Annotated in this window: 25 protein-coding genes and 1 tRNA gene; 10 read left to right on the forward strand and 16 right to left on the reverse strand. The window is 73.6% G+C overall.

What is annotated here, in order from left to right; genetic code table 11:
• Window positions 1-201, forward strand: a 201-nt coding sequence (locus tag E1265_RS37760) for a hypothetical protein (protein ID WP_207930911.1), incomplete at its 5' end; no start/stop codon positions are given.
• A gap of 3 nt (window positions 202-204) precedes the next feature.
• Here E1265_RS37760 and pheT read toward each other — a convergent pair.
• The 7 genes from pheT to infC form a co-directional block, all read right to left on the reverse strand.
• Window positions 205-2,730, reverse strand: a complete 2,526-nt coding sequence (gene pheT, locus E1265_RS01190) for a phenylalanine--tRNA ligase subunit beta (RefSeq protein WP_132928302.1) — start codon at window positions 2,728-2,730, stop codon at window positions 205-207.
• Complete coding sequence (pheS, locus tag E1265_RS01195; RefSeq protein ID WP_132928303.1) at window positions 2,730-3,860, reverse strand: phenylalanine--tRNA ligase subunit alpha; 1,131 nt, start codon at window positions 3,858-3,860, stop codon at window positions 2,730-2,732. Before pheS ends, pheT begins: the two co-directional genes overlap by 1 nt.
• A gap of 158 nt (window positions 3,861-4,018) precedes the next feature.
• Complete coding sequence (locus tag E1265_RS01200) at window positions 4,019-5,125, reverse strand: ATP-binding protein (protein ID WP_132928304.1); 1,107 nt, start codon at window positions 5,123-5,125, stop codon at window positions 4,019-4,021.
• Between the two features lie 119 nt (window positions 5,126-5,244).
• Window positions 5,245-6,096, reverse strand: coding sequence for an RNA methyltransferase (locus E1265_RS01205; protein WP_132928305.1), 852 nt, complete (start codon window positions 6,094-6,096; stop codon window positions 5,245-5,247).
• Window positions 6,097-6,229: 133 nt separating this feature from the next.
• Window positions 6,230-6,616 carry a 50S ribosomal protein L20 gene (gene rplT / locus E1265_RS01210; protein WP_132928306.1) on the reverse strand — a complete coding sequence of 129 codons (387 nt, stop codon included), beginning with the start codon at window positions 6,614-6,616 and terminating at the stop codon, window positions 6,230-6,232.
• A gap of 108 nt (window positions 6,617-6,724) precedes the next feature.
• Complete coding sequence (rpmI, locus tag E1265_RS01215; RefSeq protein WP_132928307.1) at window positions 6,725-6,919, reverse strand: 50S ribosomal protein L35; 195 nt, start codon at window positions 6,917-6,919, stop codon at window positions 6,725-6,727.
• A gap of 63 nt (window positions 6,920-6,982) precedes the next feature.
• The gene (gene infC, locus E1265_RS01220; protein WP_107485146.1) at window positions 6,983-7,597 is read right to left on the reverse strand and encodes a translation initiation factor IF-3; all 615 of its coding nucleotides are present in this window, start codon (window positions 7,595-7,597) and stop codon (window positions 6,983-6,985) included.
• Between the two features lie 354 nt (window positions 7,598-7,951).
• On the opposite strand from infC, the gene E1265_RS01225 reads away from it, so the two are divergent.
• Window positions 7,952-8,362 (forward strand): DUF1844 domain-containing protein, encoded by a 411-nt coding sequence (locus tag E1265_RS01225; RefSeq protein WP_132928308.1) that lies wholly within the window; start codon window positions 7,952-7,954, stop codon window positions 8,360-8,362.
• Here E1265_RS01225 and E1265_RS01230 read toward each other — a convergent pair.
• Both E1265_RS01230 and E1265_RS01235 read right to left on the reverse strand, forming a co-directional pair.
• Window positions 8,328-9,059, reverse strand: a complete 732-nt coding sequence (locus E1265_RS01230) for an aquaporin (RefSeq protein WP_207930914.1) — start codon at window positions 9,057-9,059, stop codon at window positions 8,328-8,330. The two genes, E1265_RS01225 and E1265_RS01230, sit on opposite strands and share 35 nt — an antisense overlap.
• A gap of 182 nt (window positions 9,060-9,241) precedes the next feature.
• Window positions 9,242-9,970 carry an SseB family protein gene (locus E1265_RS01235; protein WP_207930912.1) on the reverse strand — a complete coding sequence of 243 codons (729 nt, stop codon included), beginning with the start codon at window positions 9,968-9,970 and terminating at the stop codon, window positions 9,242-9,244.
• 256 nt (window positions 9,971-10,226) lie between these two features.
• On the opposite strand from E1265_RS01235, the gene E1265_RS01240 reads away from it, so the two are divergent.
• A complete protein-coding gene (locus tag E1265_RS01240; protein ID WP_132928311.1) occupies window positions 10,227-11,222 on the forward strand; it encodes a serine hydrolase in 996 nt (331 codons plus the stop codon).
• Here the strand turns inward: E1265_RS01240 and mycP are convergent.
• The 5 genes from mycP to E1265_RS01260 are packed head-to-tail and all read right to left on the reverse strand — an operon-like array spanning window position 11,164 to window position 15,671.
• The gene (mycP, locus tag E1265_RS01245; protein WP_132928312.1) at window positions 11,164-12,426 is read right to left on the reverse strand and encodes a type VII secretion-associated serine protease mycosin; all 1,263 of its coding nucleotides are present in this window, start codon (window positions 12,424-12,426) and stop codon (window positions 11,164-11,166) included. The two genes, E1265_RS01240 and mycP, sit on opposite strands and share 59 nt — an antisense overlap.
• Window positions 12,423-13,175 (reverse strand): hypothetical protein, encoded by a 753-nt coding sequence (locus E1265_RS36740; RefSeq protein ID WP_165953614.1) that lies wholly within the window; start codon window positions 13,173-13,175, stop codon window positions 12,423-12,425. Before E1265_RS36740 ends, mycP begins: the two co-directional genes overlap by 4 nt.
• Before the next feature lie 21 nt (window positions 13,176-13,196).
• Window positions 13,197-14,153 (reverse strand): DUF389 domain-containing protein, encoded by a 957-nt coding sequence (locus E1265_RS01250; protein WP_132928313.1) that lies wholly within the window; start codon window positions 14,151-14,153, stop codon window positions 13,197-13,199.
• Between the two features lie 34 nt (window positions 14,154-14,187).
• Complete coding sequence (locus tag E1265_RS01255) at window positions 14,188-14,772, reverse strand: hypothetical protein (protein WP_243740452.1); 585 nt, start codon at window positions 14,770-14,772, stop codon at window positions 14,188-14,190.
• Window positions 14,769-15,671: a LysR substrate-binding domain-containing protein gene (locus E1265_RS01260; RefSeq protein ID WP_132928314.1), complete on the reverse strand. Its 903-nt coding sequence runs from the start codon at window positions 15,669-15,671 to the stop codon at window positions 14,769-14,771. The genes E1265_RS01255 and E1265_RS01260 overlap by 4 nt, the downstream gene beginning before the upstream one ends.
• An 88-nt stretch (window positions 15,672-15,759) precedes the next feature.
• Here E1265_RS01260 and E1265_RS01265 point away from each other — a divergent pair, with 88 nt between their 5' ends.
• The 3 genes from E1265_RS01265 to glmS all read left to right on the forward strand — a co-directional run bounded on the left by E1265_RS01265 (window position 15,760) and on the right by glmS (window position 18,835).
• Window positions 15,760-16,587 carry an oxidoreductase gene (locus E1265_RS01265; RefSeq protein ID WP_132928315.1) on the forward strand — a complete coding sequence of 276 codons (828 nt, stop codon included), beginning with the start codon at window positions 15,760-15,762 and terminating at the stop codon, window positions 16,585-16,587.
• Between the two features lie 89 nt (window positions 16,588-16,676).
• Entirely contained in the window at window positions 16,677-16,952 is a 276-nt protein-coding gene (locus tag E1265_RS01270; RefSeq protein WP_132928316.1) for a hypothetical protein, read from the forward strand.
• A gap of 62 nt (window positions 16,953-17,014) precedes the next feature.
• Window positions 17,015-18,835 carry a glutamine--fructose-6-phosphate transaminase (isomerizing) gene (gene glmS / locus E1265_RS01275; protein ID WP_132928317.1) on the forward strand — a complete coding sequence of 607 codons (1,821 nt, stop codon included), beginning with the start codon at window positions 17,015-17,017 and terminating at the stop codon, window positions 18,833-18,835.
• A gap of 522 nt (window positions 18,836-19,357) precedes the next feature.
• Here the strand turns inward: glmS and E1265_RS01280 are convergent.
• Window positions 19,358-19,882 carry a universal stress protein gene (locus E1265_RS01280; protein WP_132928318.1) on the reverse strand — a complete coding sequence of 175 codons (525 nt, stop codon included), beginning with the start codon at window positions 19,880-19,882 and terminating at the stop codon, window positions 19,358-19,360.
• Window positions 19,883-20,591: 709 nt separating this feature from the next.
• On the opposite strand from E1265_RS01280, the gene E1265_RS01285 reads away from it, so the two are divergent.
• The 3 genes from E1265_RS01285 to E1265_RS01295 all read left to right on the forward strand — a co-directional run bounded on the left by E1265_RS01285 (window position 20,592) and on the right by E1265_RS01295 (window position 22,508).
• A complete protein-coding gene (locus E1265_RS01285) occupies window positions 20,592-21,701 on the forward strand; it encodes a helix-turn-helix domain-containing protein (RefSeq protein WP_132928319.1) in 1,110 nt (369 codons plus the stop codon).
• Between the two features lie 65 nt (window positions 21,702-21,766).
• Complete coding sequence (orn, locus tag E1265_RS01290) at window positions 21,767-22,363, forward strand: oligoribonuclease (RefSeq protein ID WP_132928320.1); 597 nt, start codon at window positions 21,767-21,769, stop codon at window positions 22,361-22,363.
• A 69-nt stretch (window positions 22,364-22,432) separates the two neighbouring features.
• A tRNA-His gene (locus E1265_RS01295) sits at window positions 22,433-22,508 on the forward strand.
• 94 nt (window positions 22,509-22,602) lie between these two features.
• On the opposite strand, the gene E1265_RS01300 is transcribed toward E1265_RS01295, so the two are convergent.
• Window positions 22,603-23,283 carry a DUF2637 domain-containing protein gene (locus tag E1265_RS01300; RefSeq protein ID WP_243740453.1) on the reverse strand — a complete coding sequence of 227 codons (681 nt, stop codon included), beginning with the start codon at window positions 23,281-23,283 and terminating at the stop codon, window positions 22,603-22,605.
• 192 nt (window positions 23,284-23,475) lie between these two features.
• Between E1265_RS01300 and E1265_RS38495 the strand changes: the two genes are divergently transcribed.
• On the forward strand, window positions 23,476-25,050 hold the full coding sequence (locus tag E1265_RS38495) for a sigma-70 family RNA polymerase sigma factor (RefSeq protein ID WP_243740454.1): 1,575 nt from the start codon (window positions 23,476-23,478) through the stop codon (window positions 25,048-25,050).
• Window positions 25,051-25,074: the final 24 nt, after the last annotated feature.

A 25,074-nucleotide genomic window follows, 5' to 3' on the forward strand; every position in this document is an offset into this window, starting at 1 on the left:
GGCCAACACCGCCGCAGGCCAACACCGCCGCAGGGCAACACCGCCGCAGGGCAAGGCACCGGGCGCGCGGAGCGCGCCGGTGACCCGGGCCTGCGGGCCGCGCGCCCGCGCCGTGGCCCGCGCCAAGCGCACAGCGACACCGCGGCGAAGCCGCCGTCAGTGCCCCTGCGGGCCGGCCGCGCGGCGGTGGCCCCGGCCTAGCCGCTACCGCTGGGTCGCGCCCGTGCGGGCCGTCGCGGCGGCTACCGCCGCCTCGCGGGCCGCCGTCGTCTCCTCGGCCGTCAGCGTCCGGTCCGGCGCCCGGAACCGCAGCGCGTAGGCGAGCGACTTGCGGCCCGCGCCCACCTGCTCGCCGGTGAAGACGTCGAACAACCGCAGCGACTCCAGCAGTTCCCCCGCCCCCTCCCGCAGCGCCGCCGCCACCTCGGCCGCCGGGACCGAGGCGTCGACGACCAGCGCCACGTCCTGGGTGGCCACCGGGAACGAGGACACGGCGGGGGCCGCCAGCGCGCCGGCGCCCGCCCGCTGGAGCGCGTCCAGGTCGGCCTCCATCGCGCAGGTGCGCTCCGGCAGGCCGAGCGCCTTGATCACCCGGGGGTGCAGCTCACCCGCGTGGCCGACGAGCGTGCGCTCGCCGTCCACCACCGCGTACAGCGCCGCGCACCGCCCGGGGTGCCATGGGGCGTGCTGGTCGTTGGCCACGGCGAGCTCGGCGCCGGCCTCGGCGGCCACGGTGCGGGCGGCCTCGACGGCGTCCGCCCAGCCGGCCGGGCGGCCCGCGCCCCACCAGCCGGCGGGCTCGCGGGAGCCGGCGAGCACCACGGCGACGCGCCGCGGCTGCTGCGGCAGCGCCGCGTTCAGCAGGGCGATCTCCTCGTCGGACGGCCGCCCGGTGACCGGCAGCCGGACAGGCGCCGGCTCCTCGCCGGTGGGCCGGAAGACCAGGCCGGTCTCGAACAGGGCCAGGTCGCCGGTGCCTCGGCCGACGTTGCGCCGCAGCGCCTCGAGCAGCCCGGGCAGCAGCGTGGTGCGCAGCGCCGGCTCCTCGTCGGAGAGCGGGTTGACGAGGCGGACGGTGCGCCGGCGGTCGTCGTCCTCCGGGAGGCCGAGCGCGTCGAGCTGGGCCTGCCCGAGGAACGGGTAGCTGGGCGCCTCGACGTAGCCGGCGCCGGCCAGCGCCCGGCCGACCCGCCGGTGCAGCCGCTGCCGCTCGGTCAGGCCGCGGCCCGGCTTGGGGCGCGGCAGCGTGGACGGCAGGGCCGCATAGCCCTCGAGGCGGATGACCTCCTCGGCCAGGTCGTTGGGGTCGGTGAGGTCGGGGCGCCAGCTCGGCGGGCTGACGGTCAGCAGGTCGGTGCCGGTGACCGTGCAGCCGATCTCCTGGAGCCGGCGCACCACGGTCTCGCGGCCGTAGGTCATGCCGGCGACCCGGTCGGGGTGGTCGGCGCGGATGGTGATGGTCACCGGGGGCGCCTCGGTGGCGACCTCGGTGACGCCGGGCTGCGCGGTGCCGCCGCCGAGCAGCACAAGCAGGTCGACGGCGCGCTGCGCGGCCGCGCCGGCGGCCCTCGGGTCGACGCCGCGCTCGAAGCGGCGGGACGCCTCGCTGGAGAGCTTGTGCCGGCGGGCGGTGCGGGCGATGGCGACCGAGTCGAAGTGCGCGGCCTCCAGCACGATCTCGGTGGTGCCGCGGCCCTCGCCGATCAGCGGCTCCGGCTCGTCGCTCGGCGCGTCGGCGATCTCCGTGTCCTGGCCGCCCATGACGCCGGCCAGGCCGATGGGCCCGTTGGCGTCGAAGATCACCAGGTCCTCGGTGTCGAGCGCACGGCGCGCGCCGTCCAGCGTGGTGAGTTTCTCGCCCGGCTGGGCGCGGCGCACGCCGATCGGGCCGCTGACCCGGGCGTGGTCGTAGGCGTGCAGCGGCTGGCCGATCTCCAGCATCACGTAGTTGGTGATGTCCACGGCGAGCGAGATGGGCCGCATGCCGGCCTTCTGCAGCCGCCGCTGGAGCCAGATGGGCGACCGGGCCTCGGGCCGCACCCCGGTGACGGTGCGGGCGATGAATCGGTCGCAGCCGGGGTCGGCGACACGGACCGGGAAGCCCTCGGCGTTGGGCACCGGCACGTCGAGCAGCGCCGGGTCGCGCAGCGGCAGTCCGAAGGCGGTGGCGGTCTCGCGGGCGATACCGCGCATCGACAGGCAGTAGCCGCGGTCGGTGGTGACGGCGATGTCCAGCACCTCGTCGACGATCTCGAGCAGCTCGATGGCGTCGGTGCCGGCCTCGTGCTCGGGGGGCAGGACGATGATGCCGTCGTGGTCGTCGCCGATGCCGAGCTCGCGGGCGGAGCAGATCATGCCCTCGGAGACCCTGCCGTAGGTCTTGCGGGCGGTGATCTCGAAGCCGCCGGGCAGCGTGGCGCCTGGCAGCACGACCACGACCTTGTCGCCGACGCGGAAGTTGCGGGCGCCGCAGATGATGTTCTGCGGCTGGCCGGTGCCGTTGGCGGTGCCGACGTCCACCTGGCAGTAGCGGATCGGCTTCTTGAACTCGGTGAGCTCCTCGATGGCCAGCACCTGGCCGACGACCAGGGGTCCGGTGAGGTCGGCGCCGAGCCGCTCAACGGTCTCGACCTCGAGGCCGGCCGAGATCAGCCGGGCCGCGACCTCGCGGCCGGTGATCCCCGCCGGCAGGTCCACGTATTCCCGCAGCCAGGAAAGCGGGGCGCGCATCAGATCTCCATCCCGAACGGCCGGGTGAACCGCACGTCACCCTCGATCATGTCTCGCATGTCTACGATGCTGTGGCGGAACATCAGCAGGCGCTCGATGCCGAAGCCGAAGGCGAAGCCGCTGTACCGCTCGGGGTCGATACCGCAGGCCACGAGCACGCGCGGGTTGACCACGCCGCAGCCGCCGAGCTCGATCCAGCCCTCGCTCGAGCAGGTGCGGCAGGGCCGGTCCGGGTTGCCGACAGACTCGCCGCGGCAGCGGAAGCACACCATGTCCATCTCGGCGGACGGCTCGGTGAACGGGAAGTAGTTGGGCCGCAGCCGGGTGCGCATCCCCTCGCCGAAGAGCGACTGGACCATGTGGTCGAGGGTGCCCTTGAGGTCGGCCATGGTCAGACCCTCGTCGATGGCCAGCAGCTCGACCTGGTTGAAGACGGGGGTGTGGGTGGCGTCCAGCTCGTCGGTGCGGTAGACGCGGCCCGGGCAGATCACGTAGATGGGCGGCTCGCGGTCCAGCATCGAGCGGATCTGCACCGGCGAGGTGTGGGTGCGCAGCACCAGGTCGGCCTCGGAGCCGCCGGCCCCGCCCTCCCCGCCGGCGAGGAAGAAGGTGTCGTGGGTGGTGCGCGCGGGGTGGTCGGGGCCGATGTTGAGCGCGTCGAAGTTGAACCACTCGGCCTCGACCTCGGGGCCCTCCGCGACCTCGTAGCCCATGGCCGTGAAGATGTCCTCGATGCGCTCGGAGAGCGTGGTCAGCGGGTGTCGGGCGCCGGCCGGGCGCCGGTCGTAGGGGAGGGTGACGTCCACCGCCTCTTCGACCAGCACGCGCTCGTCCCGCTCGGCCTCCAGCTCCTCCTGGCGGGCGGCGAGGGCGCCGCCGACGGCCTTCCTCGCCTGGCCGACGCGCCGGCCGGCCTCGGCCTTGGCGTGCGGCGGGAGCGCGCCGATCTCGCGGTTGGCCAGGGCGAGGGGCGACCGGTCTCCGGCGTGGGCCACCTTGACCTCGCGCAGCGCGTCGAGGCTGTCGGCGGCCGCGATGGCCGCGAGCGCCTCGTCGCGCGCTCGGTCGATCTCTTCCGGTTTCAGTGCCTCGACCTCGACAGGGTCGTACGACTTGTTGGGTGCCGACATCTCTTCCGTTGCTTCCGTTTGGCGTGGCGCCCCGCTGCGCGCCCCGCGCCGAGTCTACGGGGGCACGCGGTGGGCGTGGGCATGCGGTGCGAAGGGGGGTGTGCGCCCGCGGTGACGGCCGGCGGTGATCCGGTGCGACCGGTGACGATCGCCTGCGGTCACGAGAGGAACGCCGGGGTACCCGCGGGCAGGGTAAATCGGAACCTGGCGCCGCCCCTGGACGAGCGGCCGACCGAGACGGTGCCGCCGTGGGCCTCGACGATGCCCTTGACGATGTAGAGGCCGAGCCCGGTGCCACCCCGGTCGCTGCCGCGCCAGAAGCGCGTGAAGACCCGGTGCACGGCGTCCTCCGGGATGCCTGGGCCCTCGTCGCTCACGGTGACCGATGTCCCTTCCTGACTCGGGCCGCCTTCCGGCGTCGGCTGGGGGAGGGCGCCGGACGGCACCCTGTCCACCTCGATGGTGACGGTTCCCGCACCGTGCCGCACGGCGTTTTCGAGCAGGTTGCCGAGCACCTGGTCGATCTTGTCGGGGTCCGCCCACAGGCCGGGCAGCGAGCCGGCGATCCTCAGGTCGAAGCGGTCGGCCTGGACGCCGCCGTTGACCAGGGTGTCGACGTGGCGGCGGACCGCCTCGTCGAGCTTGACGGGCTGGCGGCGGATCTCCAGGCGGCCGGAGTCGATCCGGGAGACGTCGAGCAGCTCGGTGATCAGCCGGGTGACGCGGTCCGCGTCGCAGTCGACGGTCTGCAGCATCAGCTTCTTCTGCTCGTCGGTGAACCGCTCCCACTTGTCGAGCATGGTGGCGGTGAAGCCCTTGACCGAGGTGAGCGGGGAGCGCAGCTCGTGGGCGACGGTGGCGATCAGCTCCGCGTTGCCGCGCTCGGCGCGCCCGCCGGTGTGGGCGCCGCGCAGAGTGAGGACGAGGCGGCGCAGCGGCCCTGCCGGGCGGGACCGCGCGTAGCGGGCGGTGACCAGCACCTCCTGGCCGCTGGGCAGCAGCAGGGTGCGCTCCGGCTGCCCAGGGCGGTCGGCGAGGCCGTGGTAGGGGTCGGTCAGCCGCCACCAGTCGCGGCCGTCCGTGGCCTCGAGGGGCAGCGCCTCCTCGACGGGGCGGCCGAGCGCCTCGGCGGCCGGGCGGCCGGTCAGGCGGGCCGCCTCGGCGTTGAAGCAGATGACCAGGCCGGCGTCGTCGGCGACGACGAGCCCGTCGGGCAGGTCGTCGGGCCGCAGGTCGAGCTCCCCGGCACCGGCTTCGGTGTCCATCCCCGTCCGCCCCTCTCGCAGTGCGGTCAGCGTACTAGGACCTTCGGGCCCATCCCTCCCCCGCGGCGGCGGGCGGTGATCGTGCGGGCGCCCTGCCGGCCGATCGTCCGCCGCGCCCGCTACGACGCCGCCCGGCACCCGCCTGGCGCGCGCTGGGCGCGCGCCGAGGCGTACAGGCAGACGGCCGCGGCGGTGGCCAGGTTCAGGCTCTCGGCGCGGCCGTGGATGGGCACCCGCACGACGGCGTCGGCCAGCGCCCGGGTCTCGGCGGGCAGGCCCCAGGCCTCGTTGCCGAAGATCCAGGCGGTCGGCCCGCCCATGGCGTCGGCGTCGAGCTCGGCGTCCAGGTCGCGGTCGCCGCCGCCGTCGGCCGCCAGCACCCTGGTACCCGCGGCGGCCAGGCCGGCGACGGCGCGCTCCACGGGGACGCCGACGGCCACCGGCAGGTGGAACAGGCTGCCGACCGAGGCCCGCACCGCCTTGGGGTTGTAGAGGTCGACGGAGGCGTCGGTGAGGATCACGGCGTCGGCGCCGGCCGCGTCGGCGCAGCGCAGCACGGTGCCGGCGTTGCCCGGGTCGCGGACGTGGGCGAGGACGGCGACCAGCCTGGGCCGGGCGGCCAGGATCTCCTCGACCGGGCGGTCGAGGAAGCGGCAGACGCCCACCATGCCCTGGGGGGTGACGGTCTGCGAGATGCTAGCGACGATCTCCTCGGTCGCCCGGTGCACCGGGACGCCCGTGGCCAGGGCGGCCTCGACGATGTCGCCGTGCCGCTCGGCGGCCTCCGGGGTGGCGAACAGCTCGAGCAGGGTGCGCTCGCCGCCCGCCCGGTGGTCGGCGGCCTCCCGCACCGCCTGCGGCCCCTCGGCGAGGAACCTGCGCTCCTTGCCCCGGAAGCTGCGGCGGGCCAGCCGCCGGGCGGCGACGACGCGCGGGGAGCGTGGGGAGGTCAGCTCGGCGGCGGGGGGCATGGTGTGGGACTCGCTATCTCTTCGGCTCGAGCGGTGGTACGCGTGGCCGCACCGGGACCGCTGAAAGCACGGACCCGCAGGCATGCGGCCTGCGGGTCCGGACTCGGTCTGCCGGCGAGGAGCTTCGGCTCGCTCAGGCGGCGGCCCTGGGGGCGTTGACGTCACTGGGCAGCGCCTTCTGGGCCGTCTCGACCAGGACCGCGAACGCGTTCGGGTCGTTGACCGCGAGCTCGGCGAGCATCTTGCGGTCCACCTCGATCTCGGCGGCCTTCAGGCCCTGGATGAACCGGTTGTAGGTGACGCCGTTGGCACGGGCGGCAGCGTTGATCCGCTGGATCCACAGCTGCCGGAAGTCGCCCTTGCGCTTCTTACGGTCGTTGTAGTTGTAGACGAGGGAGTGGGTGACCTGCTCCTTCGCCTTGCGGTAGAGGCGCGAGCGCTGACCGCGGTAGCCGCTGGCCTGCTCGAGAACAGCCCGGCGCTTCTTGTGGGCGTTGACTGCCCGCTTGACGCGTGCCACGTGTGTACTCCTTGTAGGGGGGCCGCGGGATGGTCACGCGGCCCGGAACGGATGGGTCCCGGTCGAACGCCCGGGTGTCCGCGGCCGGTCGGCCGGCGGACCGCCGGGTCACTTGCCGAGAAGCTTCTTGATCCTCTTGGCGTCGGCCGGAGCCGCCTCCGTCACACCGGCGAGGCGACGGGTCAGCGTCGACGGCTTGTGCTCCAGGTAGTGACGGCGACCGGCGCGAGGGCGCATCACCTTGCCGGAACCAGTGATCTTGAATCGCTTACTGGCACCGCTGTGCGTCTTGTTCTTCGGCATGTCGCCGTTCTCTCCTCGTCCTCTTCCTGATCCTTGACACCCGGCAGGGGGCGCCGGCCCTCGTCAGGCCGACGCCTTGCCCTGCTGGCGCTCGGCCTTGCGGGCGGCCTGGGCCTCCCGCGCCTCGGCCATCGCCTCGGTCTTCTTCTTGTGCGGACCGAGAACCATGATCATGTTGCGCCCGTCCTGCTTAGGGTTTGACTCAACAAAGCCCAGATCCTGGACGTCCTCAGCGAGCCGCTGCAGCAGCCGGTAGCCCAGCTCGGGGCGGGACTGCTCACGACCGCGGAACATGATCGTGATCTTGACCTTGTCCCCCTGCTTGAGGAACCGGACGACGTGACCCTTCTTGGTGTCGTAGTCGTGCGGATCGATCTTCGGCCGGAGCTTCATCTCCTTGATCACCGTGTGCGCCTGGTTCTTGCGCGCCTCACGGGCCTTCATGGCCGACTCGTACTTGAACTTTCCGTAGTCCATGAGCTTGCAGACCGGCGGGCGGGCGTTGGCCGCCACCTCGACCAGGTCCAGGTCGTACTCCTGGGCAAGCTCCAGGGCCTTGGCAAGCGGCACGATGCCGACCTGCTCGCCACTGGGACCGACGAGTCGCACCTCGGGTACGCGAATCCGGTCGTTGATACGGGGCTCGGCGCTGATGGGGCCTCCTCGGTTGCGCCGCACGGTTGCCTGGCGGACAGCCGTGCCGGGATCGTTCCTGGTGGACAGCCGTTCGACGACGCGAAAAACGCCCCGAACGGCACACAGGCGGGGCTCCTTAGTAGACCGGGAGCACCGCCGCAGAATCACCGCGGGGCGCAGCCTGACCATTGACCTGCCGGCCCAACGGGCCAGCCAGGTGGGAGTACGGAGCCTCCACTTGCGGGCCGGGCACACATACATGTCCGGCCGGTCGCATACCAGGCTACACCACCCGGGGGACAGTCGCTTCCCGGCGGGATGCCGCCGTTCTTCGACGGTATCCGGCCGACCGGGGGCCGCGCGAAGCTCGGTCCGCACGGGCCTACCCTGGACGGCATGAGCGAGACCGCACCGACCGACCTTCCCGGCGAGCCCCACGCCCCCGCAGCGCCCGACGTCGAGGGCCTGACCCGCGACATCGCCGACGTGCCGGCGGTCGAGGTGATCACCACCGTGGCGGTGCACCTGATGAGCTCGGCCGCGGTCAACCTGGGCCTCGCCGAGGGCGGCGAGGAGCACAAGGACCTGGACGAGGCGCGCAAGCTGATCACCGCGCTCGCCGGTCTGGTCACGGCCAGCGCCACCGAGGTGGGCTCCTACCACGCGGCGCCTCTGCGGGACGGCCTGAAGTCGCTGCAGCTGGCGTTCCGCGAGGCGTCCGCGGTGCCGGACGAGCCGGGCCAGGGCCCCGGTGAGAAGTTCACCGGGCCGGTCATCGGCTCGCCCGCCTCGCGTTCGCGTCGCTGAACCAGCCGCCGTAGCCGTTCTTGTGCACCAGCTGGTGCACAAGAACGGCTACGGCCGCGCCGACCAGCGGGGCCACGATGAACAGCCACAGCTGCGAGAGCGCAGAGCCGGTGGCGAAAATCGCGGTAGCGAGGCTGCGCGCCGGGTTGACGCCGGCGCCGGTGAGCGGGATGCCGACCAGGCTCACCGCGCCGAGTGCCAGGCCGATGGGCACCCCGTCGAGGGCGCGGAGCGCGGGGCCGGGCCCCGGGGTCGCCGCGAGGTAGACGAAGACCAGCAGGAACGTCAGCAGCGCCTCGATGACGAACGCGCCGCCGAGCGAGATGCCCACCGCCGAGCGGCTGTCGAAGCCGTTGCTGCCGAAGGCGCCGTGGGTGCCGAGCCCCGGCACCTGCTTGGCCACCAGGAAGAGCAGCGCGGCGCCGACGATCGCCCCGGCGATCTGGGCGACCCAGTAGGCGATGGCGGTTCGCGGGTCCATCCGTCCGGCGAGCAGCACGCCGAGCGTCACCGCTGGGTTGACGTGCGCCCCCGAGACGTGCCCGAACATGTAGACGAGGCCGAGCAGCACGAAGGCGAAGGCCAGCGAGATGCCCAGGGTTCCGATGAACTCCCCGGCGAGCACCGCTGACCCCACGGCGAAGAAGACCAGGAGCAGGGTGCCCACGAACTCGGCCGCGAGGGGCCGCGGGTCTATCGAGCCGGGGCCCTCGGCGGGGCGGGTGTCAGCGGAGTCGGTCGTGCCGGGCTCGGTCTCGGCGGCCATGGCGCCCTCCTGTGCCAGACGTCGGTCGTGCTGGCAGTCTCCGGCACCCGCCCACGGCCCGCATGCGCATGCGGCCATGTGGGTGGCCGGTCGCGCCCGGCCCGCCCGCGGGCTCAGCGGCGGTAGGTGGGCTCGCCTGGCAGCTTCGCGTCGGGGGGCAGCACGGCGAGTTGCAGGCCGCGCACCAGGTGGGCGCGGAGCGTGGCGTCGGCGGCCAGCGCGCCGGCCAGCCGGCGCACGGTGTCGGTGGTGGGGGCGGCCGGATCGAGCAGCAGCGCCAGGGTCGCGTCGGCGTCCCGGCCGCCCGGCACCAGGCGGGCGACGCGCACGGCCGGCTCGGCGGCGAGCGCCGCGCGGACGGCGTCCACCACGGCGGGTGCGCTCGCGGGATCGCCGCCGGCGGCGACGGCGCGCAGCGCGGGTCCCGAGAGCTCGTAGCTGACCGGCCCCGCCACGTCGACGACGAGGGCGCCGGCGTTCTCCTGGACGGCGGCGCGCAGCGCCTGCGCGGTGGTCACGGCGACCGGGCGGGCGTCCGGACGCCAGCGGGCCAGGGTCCCGGTGGCGGTGAAGACCGGCAACGCGCGGCGGCCGCCGGGCAGTTCGAGGGTGAGGACGGCCATCTCGCTGCTCTTCTCGCGGCGCAGCCCGTCGGGTCCTGTCTCGGCCTCGCCGAGGACGGCGACGACCGGGACCAGCAGCCGGGCCCCGCCGAGCGCGGCCACCAGGCTCGGCTCGGTGCCCGGATCGCGCGCCCAGGCGTCGAGTGCCTCCCGCACCGTGGGGTCGGCCGTGCCGTCGTCGTGGGCGAACGCGGGCTGCGGGATGTTCTTCAGGGCCACGGCGACGAGCGTAGGCGAAGCGCACGGCGCGCCGTCCCGCCGGGTCCCCGCGCCGGCGGCGAACGGAAGGGCCGACCGGGTGTCCCTCCTCCGGGGCATGTTCGCGCGACACGGTCGGGTGCCGGCCACGTATGGCGGCGGCGGGTGATATCGGGGCTCGCCGGCCGACGCCGCGTGATCCTCGTCACGCGCCGTTACGCGTTCTTCATGCGGGAGGCGGTGACTCGGCCACCTGTGCGGGATACGGTGCGGAGTCATGAGCCTGATCCCCGGTCCGTTGGCACGGCGGATCCGGCCTGCCCTGGTCGTGAACGCCGCGCTCGCCACCTCGCTGCTCGCCGTCACGGCGGCCGGCGACTCCGCCGTGGACGCCGCCGACGCGGTACTGGGCGCCGCCGACCGGCCGGCCGAGGGCGCGCGGGACTCGGCGGACCCTGCGCCGCCCACGGGCCGGACCGCCTCGGGCGCGGCGCCCAACGCGCTGGCGCCGGGCAGCCCGGACGCCGCGCTCGCCGAGTCGCTCGCCCCGCTGCTGCGGGACGAGCGCGTCCGGATATCCGTCACGGTGCTCGCCGAGGACACCGGGCTCACCGCCACCTTCGGCACCGGGCGGTTCGACACGGCGAGCATCGTGAAGGTGGACATCCTGGCCGCGCTGCTGCTCATGGCCCAGGACGAGGGGCGCGAGCTGACGGCCGCAGAGCGCGCCCAGGCCGCCGTGATGATCCAGCACAGCGACAACGAAGCGGCCGACGAGCTGTGGCGCGCCATCGGCGGCCGGCGCGGCCTGGACGCGGCCAACGCCCGCCTCGGGCTCACCGAGACCGAGGGCGGCACCCAGGGGCACTGGGGGCTGACCCAGACCACGAGCGCCGACCAACTGGCGCTGCTGCGCGCCGTGTACGGCGCGAACTCCCCGCTCACCGCCGAGTCGCGCGGCTATCTGCGGGAGCTGATGGGCGCGGTGGCGCCCGAGCAGCGGTGGGGCATATCGGCCGCCGCCGACGGCGGCTTCGAGCTCAAGAACGGCTGGCTGCCGCGCTCCCGTACGGAGCTGTGGGACGTCAACAGCATCGGCCGCGTGACCGTCGACGGCCGGTCCTATCTGGTGGCGGTGGTCTCGGACGGGCACGCCGGCTTCGAGGACGGCGTGCGCCTGGTCGAGGATGCCGCGCAGGCGGCGGTCGCCGCGGTCACGACGGATCCGGAGGCCAGCTGGAGCGCGAGCCGAAGGCTGGGCCCGATCGCCTGAGCCGGTCGCCGAGCAGCGCCCGCACCCGGCCGGCTACGCCGCCGAGCGCTCCCGCCACGCCCAGCAGGATCACGCCGAGTGCGCCTGCGGTGGGGGCGAGCCACGCGGCGCCGCCCGAGCCCTCCTCGACCTCGCGCGGCCCGGGACCGAAGTACTCCTCCTCGTAGGGTCCTGTGGCGGGCACGAGTTGGCGCCCGGTGAGCTCGGCCGCCGCCTCGATGGCCGCGGCCGCGTCGACGACGCCGGCGCCGACCGCGTCGTTCCGCCCGCCCTCGGGTGGCTGTTGGGCGGTCTCCGTGAGCACGCGCCGCACCTGGGACGGGGTGAGGTCCGGGTTGGCGGCCAGCATCAGCGCCGCCGTGCCGGAGACGAAGGCGGCGGCGGCCGAAGTGCCCCAGCCGGCGTAGTAGCGGCCGTCCGGGTCGGCCACTATGACGCCCTTGCCGGGGGCGCTGAGCGTGGCGTACCAGCGGCGGGTGGAGAACTCGGCGGGTCCTCCGGTGCGGTCGACGGCGGCGACGGCGATGACGCCCGGGTAGCCGGCCGGGTAGGAGACCGGGTCGCCGCGCTCGCCGCCGTTGCCGGCCGAGGCGATGACCACGGCGCCGCTGGCCAGCGCGTAGCGGACGGCGGCGTCCTCCTCGGGGTCGGGGTGGGCGGACTCGCTGTCGTCGCCGAGCGAGAGGTTGATGACGTCGGCGCCCTGGTCGGCGGCCCAGCGGATGCCCTCGGCGACCGCGCCGGCGCGCGCCTCCCTGGCCTCGTCGCGGGCCGGGTCGTCGTCCTCGAGCAGCACCCGCACGGGCAGGATCTCGGCCTGCGGGGCGACGCCGATGACCCCGCTCCCCCGGGCCGCGCCATGGCCGCGGCCGGCGATGATGCCGGCCATGGCCGTGCCGTGGGCGGCCCAGGTGGGGTCGCCCGGCTCGGCGCCCATGCCGACGAGGTCGCGTCCGTCGCGCACGGCGCCGGCAAGGTCCGGGTGGCTGGCGTCGACGCCGGTGTCGAGGACGGCGACGGTGATCCCGTCGCCGCGGGTGTACTCCCAGGCCTCGGTGGCGTTGATGGCGTCGAGGGCCCACTGCTGCTGGTCGCGGATGGAGTCGGCGTGGGCGGTGGGCGCGGCGCCGGGCAGCAGTTGGGTGGCGGTCAGGGCGCCGAGCGCGAGGGCGAGCGCCGGCAGCCGGCGAGGGAAGAACGTCATCGCGCCTCCTGGGTCCTGGCCTCGGCCGCCTGTCCGAGGCCGGTCTCGATCTGGTCGGCGATGCCCTGGGCGTCGTGGCCGAGACCGGCGAGGGCGACGGTGGAGTCCGCGTCCTCGGCGGTGGCCTCGGCGGCCGGCTCGGGCTCGGCGACCTCGCGGCCGTCGGCGAAGCCCGTCACGGTGTAGAGGACGACGGGGAGTTCGGTGAGGACGCGCAGCGACCAGGAGGCGCGCTGGGCGTCGCCGAAGTCCTCGGCGACGGTGCCGGGGGCCGCGTAGGGCTTGGGCAACAGGTCGGCGCGGCCCGCGAGTTCCTGGTCGGCGAAGCGGCCGCTGAGCGTGGTCGTCTCGGCCGCGTCGGCCTCGGTGAAGAGCAGGCCCACGGTGGTGACGGTGGTCTCGGTCTCGTCAGTGTAGGTGGCGCGCACCAGTCGGTGGCAGCCGGCGTCGGCCAACGCCTCGGCGAGCAGCGGGTCGAGGGCTTCGGCGCAGGCGCCGTCGGGGGCGACGGCCACGCGTATCCAGCGGCGGTCGGCGCGGCCCGGGCCGGCACCCTCTCCGTCGATCTCGGGTGGGAAGAGCTCGTCCACGGGGAGGTCGCGCCAGAGCTCGCGGGCGTCGTCGAAGGCGGTGCCGGTCGCGCCGTCGCCGCCGGTGAGCCAGGCGCCGGCGGCCGCGCCGCCGAGCAGCCCGGTGCCGAGCACCAGGCCGGCCGCCGTCAGCCGCAGCACCTTCCGTATCGGGGCCATGCGATCCTCCGCACCTTGCTCTCAACCCTGGCGGCCGCGGCGCCGCGCGGTGAACTCCGCTCGGACCCAGGCCCAGGAGACCTTCTGTACCAGCAGTGTGAGGGTTCCGGCGACCAGGATTCCCCCGAGGTTCACGCCCAACTGCAGCATGGAGCCGAGTGCTTCCGTCACGTGACCGTAGCTCAGCGCGAGGGCGGCGTGGCCGGCCGCCGGGACGGTGGTGACGGAGATCGTCACGCCCACCAGCGCGGCCGACTTCGCCGAGGTGAGGGAGACCATGCCGGCGACGCCGGCCAACAGGGCCACCACGAACGACATCGTGTCCGGCTGCCAGACGAACTCGACCATCGGATGCGGCTGTTCGAACCGCTCCTGGGAGAAGAGGCCGAAGGCGTCCATCAGCAGTGCGAAGCACGCCGTCAGCAGCATCGCCAGCGGGAAGCCGACGAGCAGCGCCACCAGCGACCGCAGGCCGAGCCGGGGCGCCCGCGCGGCCAGGCTGGTGCAGACCCCCGCCAGAGGGCCGAACTCGGGACCGACCACCATCGCGCCGACGATCAGGATCTCGCTGTCGAGCAGCACCCCGCAGGCGGCCAGCATCGTGGCCACGGTCAGGAAGACCAGGTAGGTGAACGTCAGTCGCGACTCCTCCTGCGTGGAGTCGATCAACGACTCCCACAGCACGGCGTCCACGCCGGCCCCGGGGGCCTCATCCCGGGCCCGCTCCGAACGCTGGGAGAGCGACAGGTCGATGTCCTCGACCGCGACCGAGCCCTCCTCGGCGAGGCCGAGGGCGCGCAGCCGCCGCAGCAACTCGTCGGCGGCCTCCCGCGCAACGTCGCACAGCACGAGGTCGCCCACCGGATCCCGCGCCGCGCCGGGTAGCACGGCGAGGTGCGCCGTACCGACGGTCGACGTCAGCTCCGCGACGACCTCATCGGTGCGGGCCGCCGGGGTGATGATCCGCAGATGCAGCATTCCGGCAGCGTACTTAGGCCCGGCACCCGACCGGTCAGCCGCTCGCGCCCTCGGGGTCGACGGGTGCGCCGTCGCCGTGGGCCGGCAGGTCGCCGCGCTCCGCGGGGACGCCGGCGTCGCCCTGGGCCTCCGGCAGGGTCGCGGCGAGCTCCTCGTCGTCGGCCGGGTGGGCCTCGTCGAGCGCGGCGCGCAGGGTCTCGCGGGTGACGGTGTCGGAGGGGCCCTCGACCGTGACGGTGTGCCCGTCCTCCTCGCGCAGGTAGGCGTGCGTGTCGCCCGCGCGGTACCAGACGTGCTCCCCGTCCGGCTCGCAGCCGCAGGTGGCCGGGTCCACCGTGCCGCGGTCCACGACCAGGTGGATGGTCGCGCCGTCGGCGGAGGCGACATAGGTGCTCTGGAAGCCGTCGGCGCCCGCGGGGGCCACCGACTGCGGCGCCAGCTCGAAGCCGGAGACCTCGGTGACGTAGACCAGCTCGACGGCCGACTCCAGGGCCGCGGCGCGCGCCTCGAGTTCGGCGCGGTCGGGGCTCGCGCCCGCGCCGCAGGCGGTCAGCGGTATCGCGAGGGTGAGGGGGAGCAGCACGGCTCTTCGTCTTATGCCGTCATCATCCGCCATCATCCGCCGGCGCCCTTCGTGACCGCGCGGCAGGCGTCGACATAGGCGCGGACGAGTGGCCGCTGGTCGTCGGCGTGCCAGGCCACGGCCAGTCGGGACGGGGAGAGTCCGGTGACGGGGCGGGTGGTGACGCCGCCGCGGGTGAGGAGCGGGGCGTTGCCGGCGGCGAGGAGGCAGATGCCGCGGCCGTCGACGAGGGCCTCGTAGGTTTCGTCCGTGCTGCCGACCTCGTCGCCGATGCGGGGTGGGCGGCCGGCGCGGGCGTCCACAGCGAGGAAGTGGTCCCGGAGCGGGCCGGTGCTGTGCGGCAGGGCCAGGAAGGGCTCGTCGAGCAGGTCGGCGAAGGGGATGGTGGACCGGGCCGCCAGCGGGTGGTTCTCGGGGAGGGCGACGACGCGCGGCTCCTCGGCGACGACCAGCCAGCGGTAGCGGTCGGCGTCGACGAGGGGGAGCCAGAGGAACGCGACGTCCGAGGTGCCGTCGGCGAGGCCGGCCGAGGGGTCGTCCCAGCCGACCTGGCGCAGCCGCAGCTCGGCGTCCGGGTGGGCCGCGGTGAAGCGGGAGCGGATGGCCGGCAGCAGGCCGCCGCGCCCCGGGCTGGTGCTCCAGCCGACGCTGAGGGTGGCGCGCTGCACGGCCTTGGCCCGCTCGACGGCGCTCGCCGCCTCGTCCCACGCCGCCAGCGTGCGACGGGCGTGCGGCAGCAGCGCGGTGCCGACCGCGGTGAGCCGCACCTCACGCCGGTCGCGTTCGAACAGTGGAGCGCCGAGCTGGCGCTCCAGCGCCCTGATCTGCTTGCTGAGCGCCGGCTGCGAGACATAGAGCCGTTCCGCGGCCAGGGTGAAGTGGAGCTCCTCGGCGACGGCCACGAAGTAGCGGAGCTCTCGCGCGTGCACGTCCATAACCCATGGTTATCACGGGCGGTCTTGGACGGGCGGGCGGGATACCCCGGAGGCTGGGCGCATCAGGACCCCGCGTGAGGAGACACGAATGAGCAGGGTATGGCTGGTGACCGGCGCGAACAGCGGTTTCGGGCGGGCGATCACCGAGGCCGCGGTCGCGGCAGGGGACGTGGTGGTGGCGACCGCGCGCCGCGTCGAGGCGCTGGCGGACGTGGTGGCCGCGCATCCGGACCAGGTCGAGGCGCTGCGTCTCGACGTCACGGACGCGGCCGGCATCGAGGCGACGGTGCGCGACGTGACCGGCCGGCATGGGCGGATCGACGTGCTGGTCAACAACGCGGGCCGGACCCACGTCGGGGCGGTCGAGGAGACCTCGGACGCGGAGCTGCGCGCTCTCTTCGACCTGCACGTGTTCGGTCCCGCGGCGCTGACCCGGGCCGTGCTGCCCGGCATGCGCGCCCGGCGTTCCGGCGCGATCGTGCAGCTCAGCAGTGTCGGCGGGCAGGCCTCGATGGCCGGGTTCGGCGCCTACTGCGGCACCAAGTTCGCGCTCGAGGGCATGTCCGAGGCGCTGGCGGAGGAGGTGGGCCCGCTCGGCGTGAAGGTGCTGATCGTGGAGCCGGGCGCGTTCCGCACCGAGTTGTTCGGCAACCGGGGCGTGAGCGCGGAGATCGACGACTACGCGGACACCGTGGGCCCGACCAGGAGCATGGTCGAGGGCGGCCACGGCACCCAGCCGGGCGACCCGGCCAGGGCGGCGGCCGCGATCCTCGCCGCGCTGGACGCCGACGAGACGCCGCTCCGGCTCGCGCTCGGCTCCGACGCCATCGACACCATCCTCGACCACCTCGACCGGGTGCGGACCGACCTCACGGTCTGGGAGTGGGTGGGGCGTGACACCGCCTTCTCCCGGTGAGGACGCGACGAGCATGACGAACGACACGCCTGTGCCCGAAATCGGGCACAGATGTTGCGGGCAGGTCCCCTGATCCGCAGTATCAAGGGGTGCTCGAACGCCGACCGTCCCATGACGACCTCGTGGACCACCTGGTGCGCACCACGCCGCTCGCCCGCGGTGAGGCTGCCCGGGTGGTTCTCGACGTGTTGGCGTACTTCGACGAGACGGCCGAGGAATACGTCCGGAGGCGGCACCGGGAGCTGCGCGGCCGCGGACTCGGCAACGACGCGATCTTCGAACGGATCGCGGAGGAGCTGCCGCGCCGCGCCGTGGCGCCGCCGGCGCTCTCGCTGCGGCAGCTGCGGCGGATCGTCTACGGATAGCGGCGCGTCGGCGGGCCGGCTCAGAATCGCGGGAACTACAGGAAGTCGCAGGAGGACCCTCTATGTGCGGAATCGTGGGATACATCGGAAAGCGTGATGTCGCGCCCCTCCTGCTGGAGGGCCTGCAGCGCCTGGAGTACCGCGGCTACGACTCGGCCGGCATCGCCATCCAGAGCAGCGGCAAGGCGGGCGGGCTCAAGACCGTCAAGAACGCCGGGCGGGTCCGCGACCTGGAGGCCAAGGTGCCGGCCAGGTTCTCCGGCACCGCCGGCATCGCGCACACCCGCTGGGCCACCCACGGCGCCCCCAACGACACCAACGCCCACCCGCACCTGGACGCCTCCGGCCGCGTCGCCGTCGTCCACAACGGCATCATCGACAACTGCGCCGAGCTGCGCGCCAAGCTGACCGCGGACGGCGTCGAGCTGGCCTCCGAGACCGACACCGAGGTGCTGGCCCACCTCGTCGGCCGCGCCCAGGCCGAGACCCTGGAGGAGAAGGTCCGCGAGGCGCTGCGCTACGTCGAGGGCACCTACGGCATCGCCGTGCTGCACGCCGACTTCCCCGACCGGATCGTGGTGGCGCGCAACGGCTCGCCCGTGGTGCTCGGCATCGGCGAGAAGGAGATGTTCGTCGCCTCCGACGTCGCCGCGCTCATCAGCCACACCCGCCAGGTCATCACCCTGGACGACGGCGAGATGGCCACCATCAAGGCCGACGACTACCGCACCTACACCACCGACGGCAGCCGCACCGCCGCCGCGCCGACCACCGTGGAGTGGGAGGCCGAGAGCTGGGACATGGGCGGCCACGACACCTACATGCACAAGGAGATCGCCGAGCAGCCCGACGCCGTCGACCGGGTCCTGCGCGGCCGGATCGACGACCGGTTCGCCACCGTGCGGCTCGGCGGCCTCAACCTGGACGCGCGCGCCGCCCGCGGGGTGCGCCGGGTGAAGATCCTGGGCTGCGGCTCCGCCTACCACGCCGGCCTGATCGGCGCCCAGCTGATCGAGGAGCTGGCCAGGATCCCCGCCGACGCCGAGCCGGCCAGCGAGTTCCGCTACCGCAACGCCGTCGTCGACCCGGACACCCTCTACATCGCGACCAGCCAGTCAGGCGAGACCTACGACACGCTGGCCGCCGTCCAGGAGCTCAAGCGCAAGGGCGCCATGGTGCTCGGCGTGGTCAACGTGGTCGGCAGCGCCATCGCGCGCGAGACCGACGGCGGCGTCTACGTGCACGCCGGGCCCGAGGTGTGCGTGGTGTCCACCAAGTGCTTCACCAACACCGCCGTCGCCTTCGCGCTGCTCGCCCTGCACCTGGGCAGGATCAGGGACCTGTCGGTGGCGGACGGCCGGCGGATCATCGAGGGGCTGCGCAAACTGCCCGAGCAGATCGAGCAGATCCTGGCTGACGAGGAGCGGATCGCCAAGCTGGCGGCCGAGTTCGCCGAGGCCAGGAGCATGATGTTCGTGGGCCGGGTGCGGGGCTTCCCGGTGGCCAAGGAGGCCTCGCTCAAGCTCAAGGAGGTCTCGTACATCCACGCCGAGGCCTACCCGGCCTCCGAGCTCAAGCACGGGCCGCTGGCGTTGATCGAGCCGGCCGTGCCCACGGTGGCGATCATCCCGAACGACGAGCTGCTGGAGAAGAACCGGGCCACGCTCGAGGAGATCAAGGCCCGCAGCGGGCGGATCCTCGCGGTGGCGCACGAGGAGCAGCCCAAGGCCGACGACACGATCGTGGTGCCGCGCAACGAGCCGGAGCTCGACCCGGTGCTGATGGGCATCCCGCTGCAGCTGCTCGCCTACCACACGGCGCTCGCGCTCGGCCGGGACATCGACAAGCCGCGGAACCTGGCGAAGTCCGTGACCGTGGAGTAGGGCGCGAGGCGGGCGCAGGGCGGCCCCCGGAGCGGTGCGTGCCACCATACGCACCACCGGGGGCCGCCATTTGCGCCGGCGTCGCCCATTACGCCGGCGGGGAGAAGCCGCCGCCAGGTCCGTCACCTCCCGGCCGGCGGCCCGAGTTCTGTCTGACCGCTGTCCCTTTTATGCCCGTCACAAACGCACAATCCACCATCCCGAGGCGACGAATTTGGTGAATGCTCGGTGAGCGGTCGCCTCCTGGCGCGTAGCGCCAGTGGATGCCGGGGTGCGGTGCGCGGCCGGCGGGCGCGGGTCTCCGCGCGCCCGCCGGCGAAAGCCGGCACCGGCGCGGCCACCGGGTGGTGACGGCCGACCTGGGCCGTGAGCGGCCAAGATCTCGGTGGCGGGACCGCCTGGGGCCAGGTCCGCCGACACGCGAGTGCTGGCCAGCGCAGCGGGGCTGGCGGGGGGAACGTGGTCAAGCCCCCCGCAGGGGAATCGGCAGGGGATCTGCGGCCAAGCCCCCGGAGGGCACCCTCAGGGGATGACGATCACGGGGCGCCTGGCCCGGCGGGCGAGGCGGCTGGAGACCGAGCCGAAGATGCGGCCGAGCAGGCCGTGCGTCGTGCCCACCACGATCGCGTCGGCCGCGTACTCCTGGCCGACCTCCTCGAGCTCGTGGCAGATGTCCCCGCCGCGCTCGAGCAGCACCCACGGCACGTCGGACAGGTAGTCCGAGCAGGCCAGCTCGAGGCCGAGCACCTCGGTGCGGTGGTCGGGGACGTCTACCAGGGCCGGCGGCTCGCAGCCCGCCCAGACCGTGGTCGGCAGCCGGTTGGCGACGTGGACGATGATCAGCCCGCAGTTGGACCTGTTGGCCATGCCCACCGCGTACGCGAGGGCACGCTCGCTCGACGTCGAGCCGTCGAAGCCGACCACCACACCATGCTGGAACGCGGGGTCGTGCGATGTGTGCGACTCCTCCACCGGATCAGGCGTGGTGGACGAGGGATCGACGACGCGTCTGCGATCCGCTGGTTCGGGAAACTCGTATCCAGCCATCGGAGCCTCAGCGGTGGGTCAGTGAGGAAGCCTCGGGGTCATACCGGCGATGGAGGCGGAGGAACGTTGGTCGTGATGTCACGGGTTCCTCCTCCAGAGTACGGCGTTAGCTACCTAGTGCCCAGGGACGGTGCGTACAACCCCTGAAACCAGGCACGGAACCGTGACCGAGCAGCATGCCCTACCGGCGGCCTGGGACGCAATGCTTTCGGACACATTGCGGTACCTCCGCTGCCGGAGCGTGACCGGTCGCCCGCCCCGGCGCCTTCTCTTCTTGACATGTCCGCCCTACCTGCAACGATGCGCCCGGCGCGCGCCCCAGGGGCAAGGTTGCGCGGTAGGTGGCGCCCGGCGTGCGGCTGGTGCGACTGTCTTGCTGACGACTTTTATTTTCAGCCAACTTCCCCTTGGATGAACCGCGTTGCCCACCTGTCACGCCAACCCCATGGGTATACCTTCGAGGAGAGCCGTGCCGGGCCGTCCGCCCCACCCGTGACATGTCACCGAGGAAAGGCGCACTTCCCCCAACTGCTCCTACGTGTAACGCTTCCTGATCGAATGCTTCGCGCCACGTTGTCATGTCGATTTAGCGCCGAGTGATGAACTTGTCCCGCCGACCTCGCCTGACACAGTAGATTCGATCTTGGCAATCACGTCGGGGGAAACGTGCAGGACCGAGAGGATGCGACGACCGAGGGAACTGAGGAGCATGAGCCAGGACCCAACGCACGGCCCCGAGCCCGCCGTCAAGCTCGCTGCCCGACGCCGCCGCGAAGTCGTCGCGGTGCTGCTGTTCAGCGGCAGTCCCATGTTCGAAAGCTCCATCCCGCTGTCCGTCTTCGGCGTCGACCGCCAGGATGCCGGGGTGCCGCGATACCGGTTGCTCGCCTGCGCCGGCGAGGAGGGGCCGCTGCGCACCACCGGCGGCCTCGAGCTGCGCGCCCCCTACGGGCTGGGCGCCGTGGCGCGGGCCGGCACGGTGATCGTGCCGGCCTGGCGGTCCATCACCGGGCCGCCACCGGCCGCGGCGCTCGCGGCCCTGCGCCGCGCGCACAGCGAGGGAGCCAGGATCGTCGGGCTGTGCACGGGCGCCTTCGCGCTCGGGGCGGCCGGCCTGCTCGACGGCAGGCCGGCGACCACCCACTGGATGTACGCCCCCACGCTCGCCAAGCGCTACCCGTCGGTCCACGTGGACCCCAGGGAGCTCTTCGTGGACGACGGGGACATCCTGACGTCGGCCGGCACGGCCGCCGGCATCGACCTGTGCCTGCACATCGTGCGCCAGGACCACGGCCCCGAGGCCGCCGCCGCCCTGGCCCGCCGCCTGGTGCTGCCGCCCCGGCGGGGGAACGGCGTGGAGACCGGGCAGCACCGGCATCTCGACAGGTCTTTACCAGAGGACATCGGAGCCGACCCGCTGGCCGAGGTGGTGGCCTGGGCTCTCGAGCACCTGCACGAGCAGTTCGACGTGGAGACGCTCGCGGCCCGCGCCTACATGAGCCGTCGCACCTTCGACCGGCGTTTCCGTGCCCTCACTGGGAGCGCTCCCCTGCAGTGGCTGATCACCCAGCGGGTGCTGCAGGCGCAGCGGCTGCTCGAGGTGTCCGACTACTCGGTGGACGAGGTCGCGGGCCGCTGCGGATTCCGGTCCCCGGTGGCGCTGCGCGGTCACTTCAGGCGGCAGCTGGGGGCCTCCCCGGCCGCCTACCGGGCCGCGTACCGGGCGCGCCAGCAGGACAGTACGGCAGGCCGCGCCAAGCCCGTGGGGGACGGCTTCTCGCCCCGCCTGCCGGGCCAGCGCGGGCGCCCGGCGCCGTAAGGCCAGGCGGGCGCGGGAGGGCGTTGCAGTGAGCCGGTCGCACAGAGCGACGTAAGGTTGTTCGCATGAACGATCGCTTGGTGTGGATCGACTGCGAGATGACCGGGCTCTCGCTGGCCGACGACGCGCTCATCGAGGTCGCCGCGCTGGTGACCGACTCGGAGCTCAACGTGCTCGGCGAGGGGGTGGACATCGTGATCCGCCCCCCGGCCGAGGCGCTGGCCTCGATGCCGGAGGTGGTGCGCACCATGCACACCGCGTCGGGGCTGCTCGACGAGCTGGACGCGGGCACCACGCTGGCGGACGCCGAGCGGCAGGTCCTCGACTACGTGCGCGAGCACGCCCCCGAGGCCGGCAAGACGCCCCTCTGCGGCAACTCGATCGGCACCGACCGCGGCTTCCTCGCCCGTGACATGCCGCGGCTCGAGTCCCACCTGCACTACCGCGTGATCGACGTGTCCTCCGTCAAGGAGCTGGCCCGCCGCTGGTACCCGAGGGCGTACTTCAACAGCCCCGAGAAGGCCGGCAGCCACCGCGCCCTCGCCGACATCAGGGAGTCCATCGCGGAGCTGCGCTACTACCGGGAGGCCATCTTCGTGCCGCAGCCCGGGCCAGACTCCGAGGCGGCCCGCAGGATCGCCGCCCAGCACGTGGTCTCCTGACCCGCTGACCGGCGAAACCACCCCCGGCGACCCTGTATGCTTTTGAACCGGTCGCTGCGGCGGCACATGGTGGGCGTAGCTCAGTTGGTAGAGCACCTGGTTGTGGTCCAGGTGGCCGCGGGTTCGAGTCCCGTCGCTCACCCCAAGTCTCAGCACGGCCCGGCTCGCGGATGCGCGGTCGGGCCTTTCGCATGCCCTGGCCCAGGCCATCGCGACGGGTGAGATGGGAGTGAAGTACGTCACACCATGCCGGCCGGGTTCTCGCTGCGAACCATCCGCTGGCGGGGCAGCGCGTGGCGCGGCGGACTGATCAGAGTGATCTGCCGAACGATCTGGTGGAAGGCCACGAGCGCCGAAATGGGGGGCAGACCTGCCACGGCCACGTCGGTCATGGTGGGTGGCGCCTGTGCTACGCAGAGCGCGACCGCGAGCCCGGAGAAGAGGACGACGACCGCCCAGGAGTGCCGAGCGTGCCGCTGGTGCAGGGCGGCGCGCAGGATGGAGAGCGAGGCGACCAGCCAGGGGCCGTAGATCAGCAGCGGCCAGCAGGCGGTGAGCGCGGCGGACGAGCCCGGGCTGGCGACCTGGCGCAGCGGCTCGTAGGAGATCAGCCCGCCGAGCACGCTCAGCATCGCCACCAGGACGGCGGCCGCCGCGGCGAGCAGCAGGCTCGACCAGCGCACCCACCGCACCTTCGCCGGTTGGCTCGACCACTGCACGCGCCGGCGGCGGCCGCGGTGGCGCGGCAGGGAGGCGGCGGGCGGCGGGTGGTGAATCGGAGGCCCGAAGATGCCGGCGAGCGGCGTGGTGTCGTCGGAGATCCCCCAGTTCTCTGAGCGGGACCGGAGTTCGGGCGGTACCAGGAGACCTGTCTCCTGGGCGGGGTGCCAGGGGGCGTCACACTGCTCATGCGTCGTCATCGGTTTGGGTCCTCGGCTAGTTGGTGTCACATTCCAGCAACGATGCGCGTGTCGCGGAGATGTGGGGCATTGGGGTGAAGGCGGCGGGTAGGACGGCTCGGCACGATGCCTTGACCAAACGGAGCCCACGATCTTGGGTGTTGGCATGCGCCACCGGGGAATCCGATCGCACATATGTCAGCGGGGGGCCTGATGACCGATCCGACGGAGAAGCCGCTTTCGGACGAGGCGCTGTTGGCGCGGGTCAGGCGGGGGGACGAGGCGGCCTTCGGCGAGCTCTACCAGCGGCACGTCGGGGGAGTCAGGCGCTACGCCCGACTGTGCTGCCGGGACTCGCACCTGGTCGAGGACCTGACGGCCGAGGTGTTCGCGCGGACGCTGCGCCTGGTGCGCGCCGGCGCCGGGCCCGACGCGTCGGTGCGGGGGTACCTGCTGACCACGCTGCGGCGGGTGGCCGCGCAGTGGGGTGCGGAGGGCCGCATGGAGCAACCGGTGGCGGAAACGGAACAGTTGGCGCCGGCCGGCCGGTCCGTCGGCGCGCCGTCCGACGCGCTCGCGCTCTCCAGGGCCGACCGGTCGATGGCCGCCCGCGCCTTCCGCAGTCTGCCCGAGCGCTGGCGGGCCGTGCTGTGGCACACCACGGTGGAGAACGAGCCGGTCAGCCGGGTCGCGCCGCTGCTCGGGCTGACCCCCAACGCGACGGCCGTGCTGGCGTTCCGCGCCCGGGAGGGGCTGCGCACCGCCTACCTCCAGGCCCACGTGTCCTCGTCGTTGACCAGGCAGGAGGAGTGCCGGGAGTACGCGGGCCGGCTCGGCGCCTACGCGCGGGGGAGTTCGCGGCGCCGGGGCTTCCGTGCACTGCGCCGGCACCTGGACGGCTGCACGCGGTGCAGGTCGGCCTACTTGGAACTGGTGGACCTCAACGCGACGCTGCGCGGCCTCGTGCCCGCGGGGCTGATCGCCTTCTTCACGACCTCCAGGATCGCCGGCGGGTCGGTGGGCATCGCCGCCGAGTTGAGCCCGGCCGGCGCGGTCGGCGCCGTGGGTGCGGTCGGTGCTGGCGGGGTGTTCGGCAAGGCGGCGGTCACCGCGTCGTTCGCGCTGGCCACCGGGGCGATGGCGGTGGTCCCGATGCCGGCGCCCCTGCCGGGGCCAGGCCAGCAGGGGCCGCCGGCCGCGACGGCGGTGGTGGATCCAGGAGGGCCGGAGCCGGGCGGGGAGCCGGCGGACGCCCTGCACCTTCCCGAGCCGTCGGGGAACGCGTCGACCCCCGCGCTGCCGGCGCAGCGGCAGGCGCCGGAGAGCGCGCCGTCGGACGCCCGGGAGTGTCCCCCACCGGACTGCGACACGGCTGCCGCGGACCCCTCCGCCGAGGCGGGCCCCTCCGAGGCGAGCGGCGAGGCGGCTGCCGGGGGCTCGGACGGGGCCGGCGTCGCGGGCCGGGACGGGACCCTGCCGGAGACCGCGGCGACGCCCGCGACGCCCACGACCGACGCGACACCGGCGACACCGGCGACACCGACGACCCCGTTGGACGGCGCCGTTGGCCGGAACCAGGACGAGGACCGGGGGCAGGCGAGCGGTCGCGTCCCGAGCACCCTGGGCCGTTCCGACGACCAGGGCGAGGACGAGCAGGTGGTCGACGAGACGGAGCCGGCGGTCGCCGATGAGGAGCAGGACTCGTCGGGCGACAGCCCGATGGTCGTCCCGTCCCAGAGCCCGTCTCCTGACCAGCCCCGGGTGCCGGCCCAGCGGTCCACCCCCTGAGCGCCCTCCGCACCCCCATAGGAT

Source organism: Streptomyces sp. 8K308, assembly GCF_004348315.1.
GTDB lineage: Bacteria > Actinomycetota > Actinomycetes > Streptomycetales > Streptomycetaceae > Streptomyces.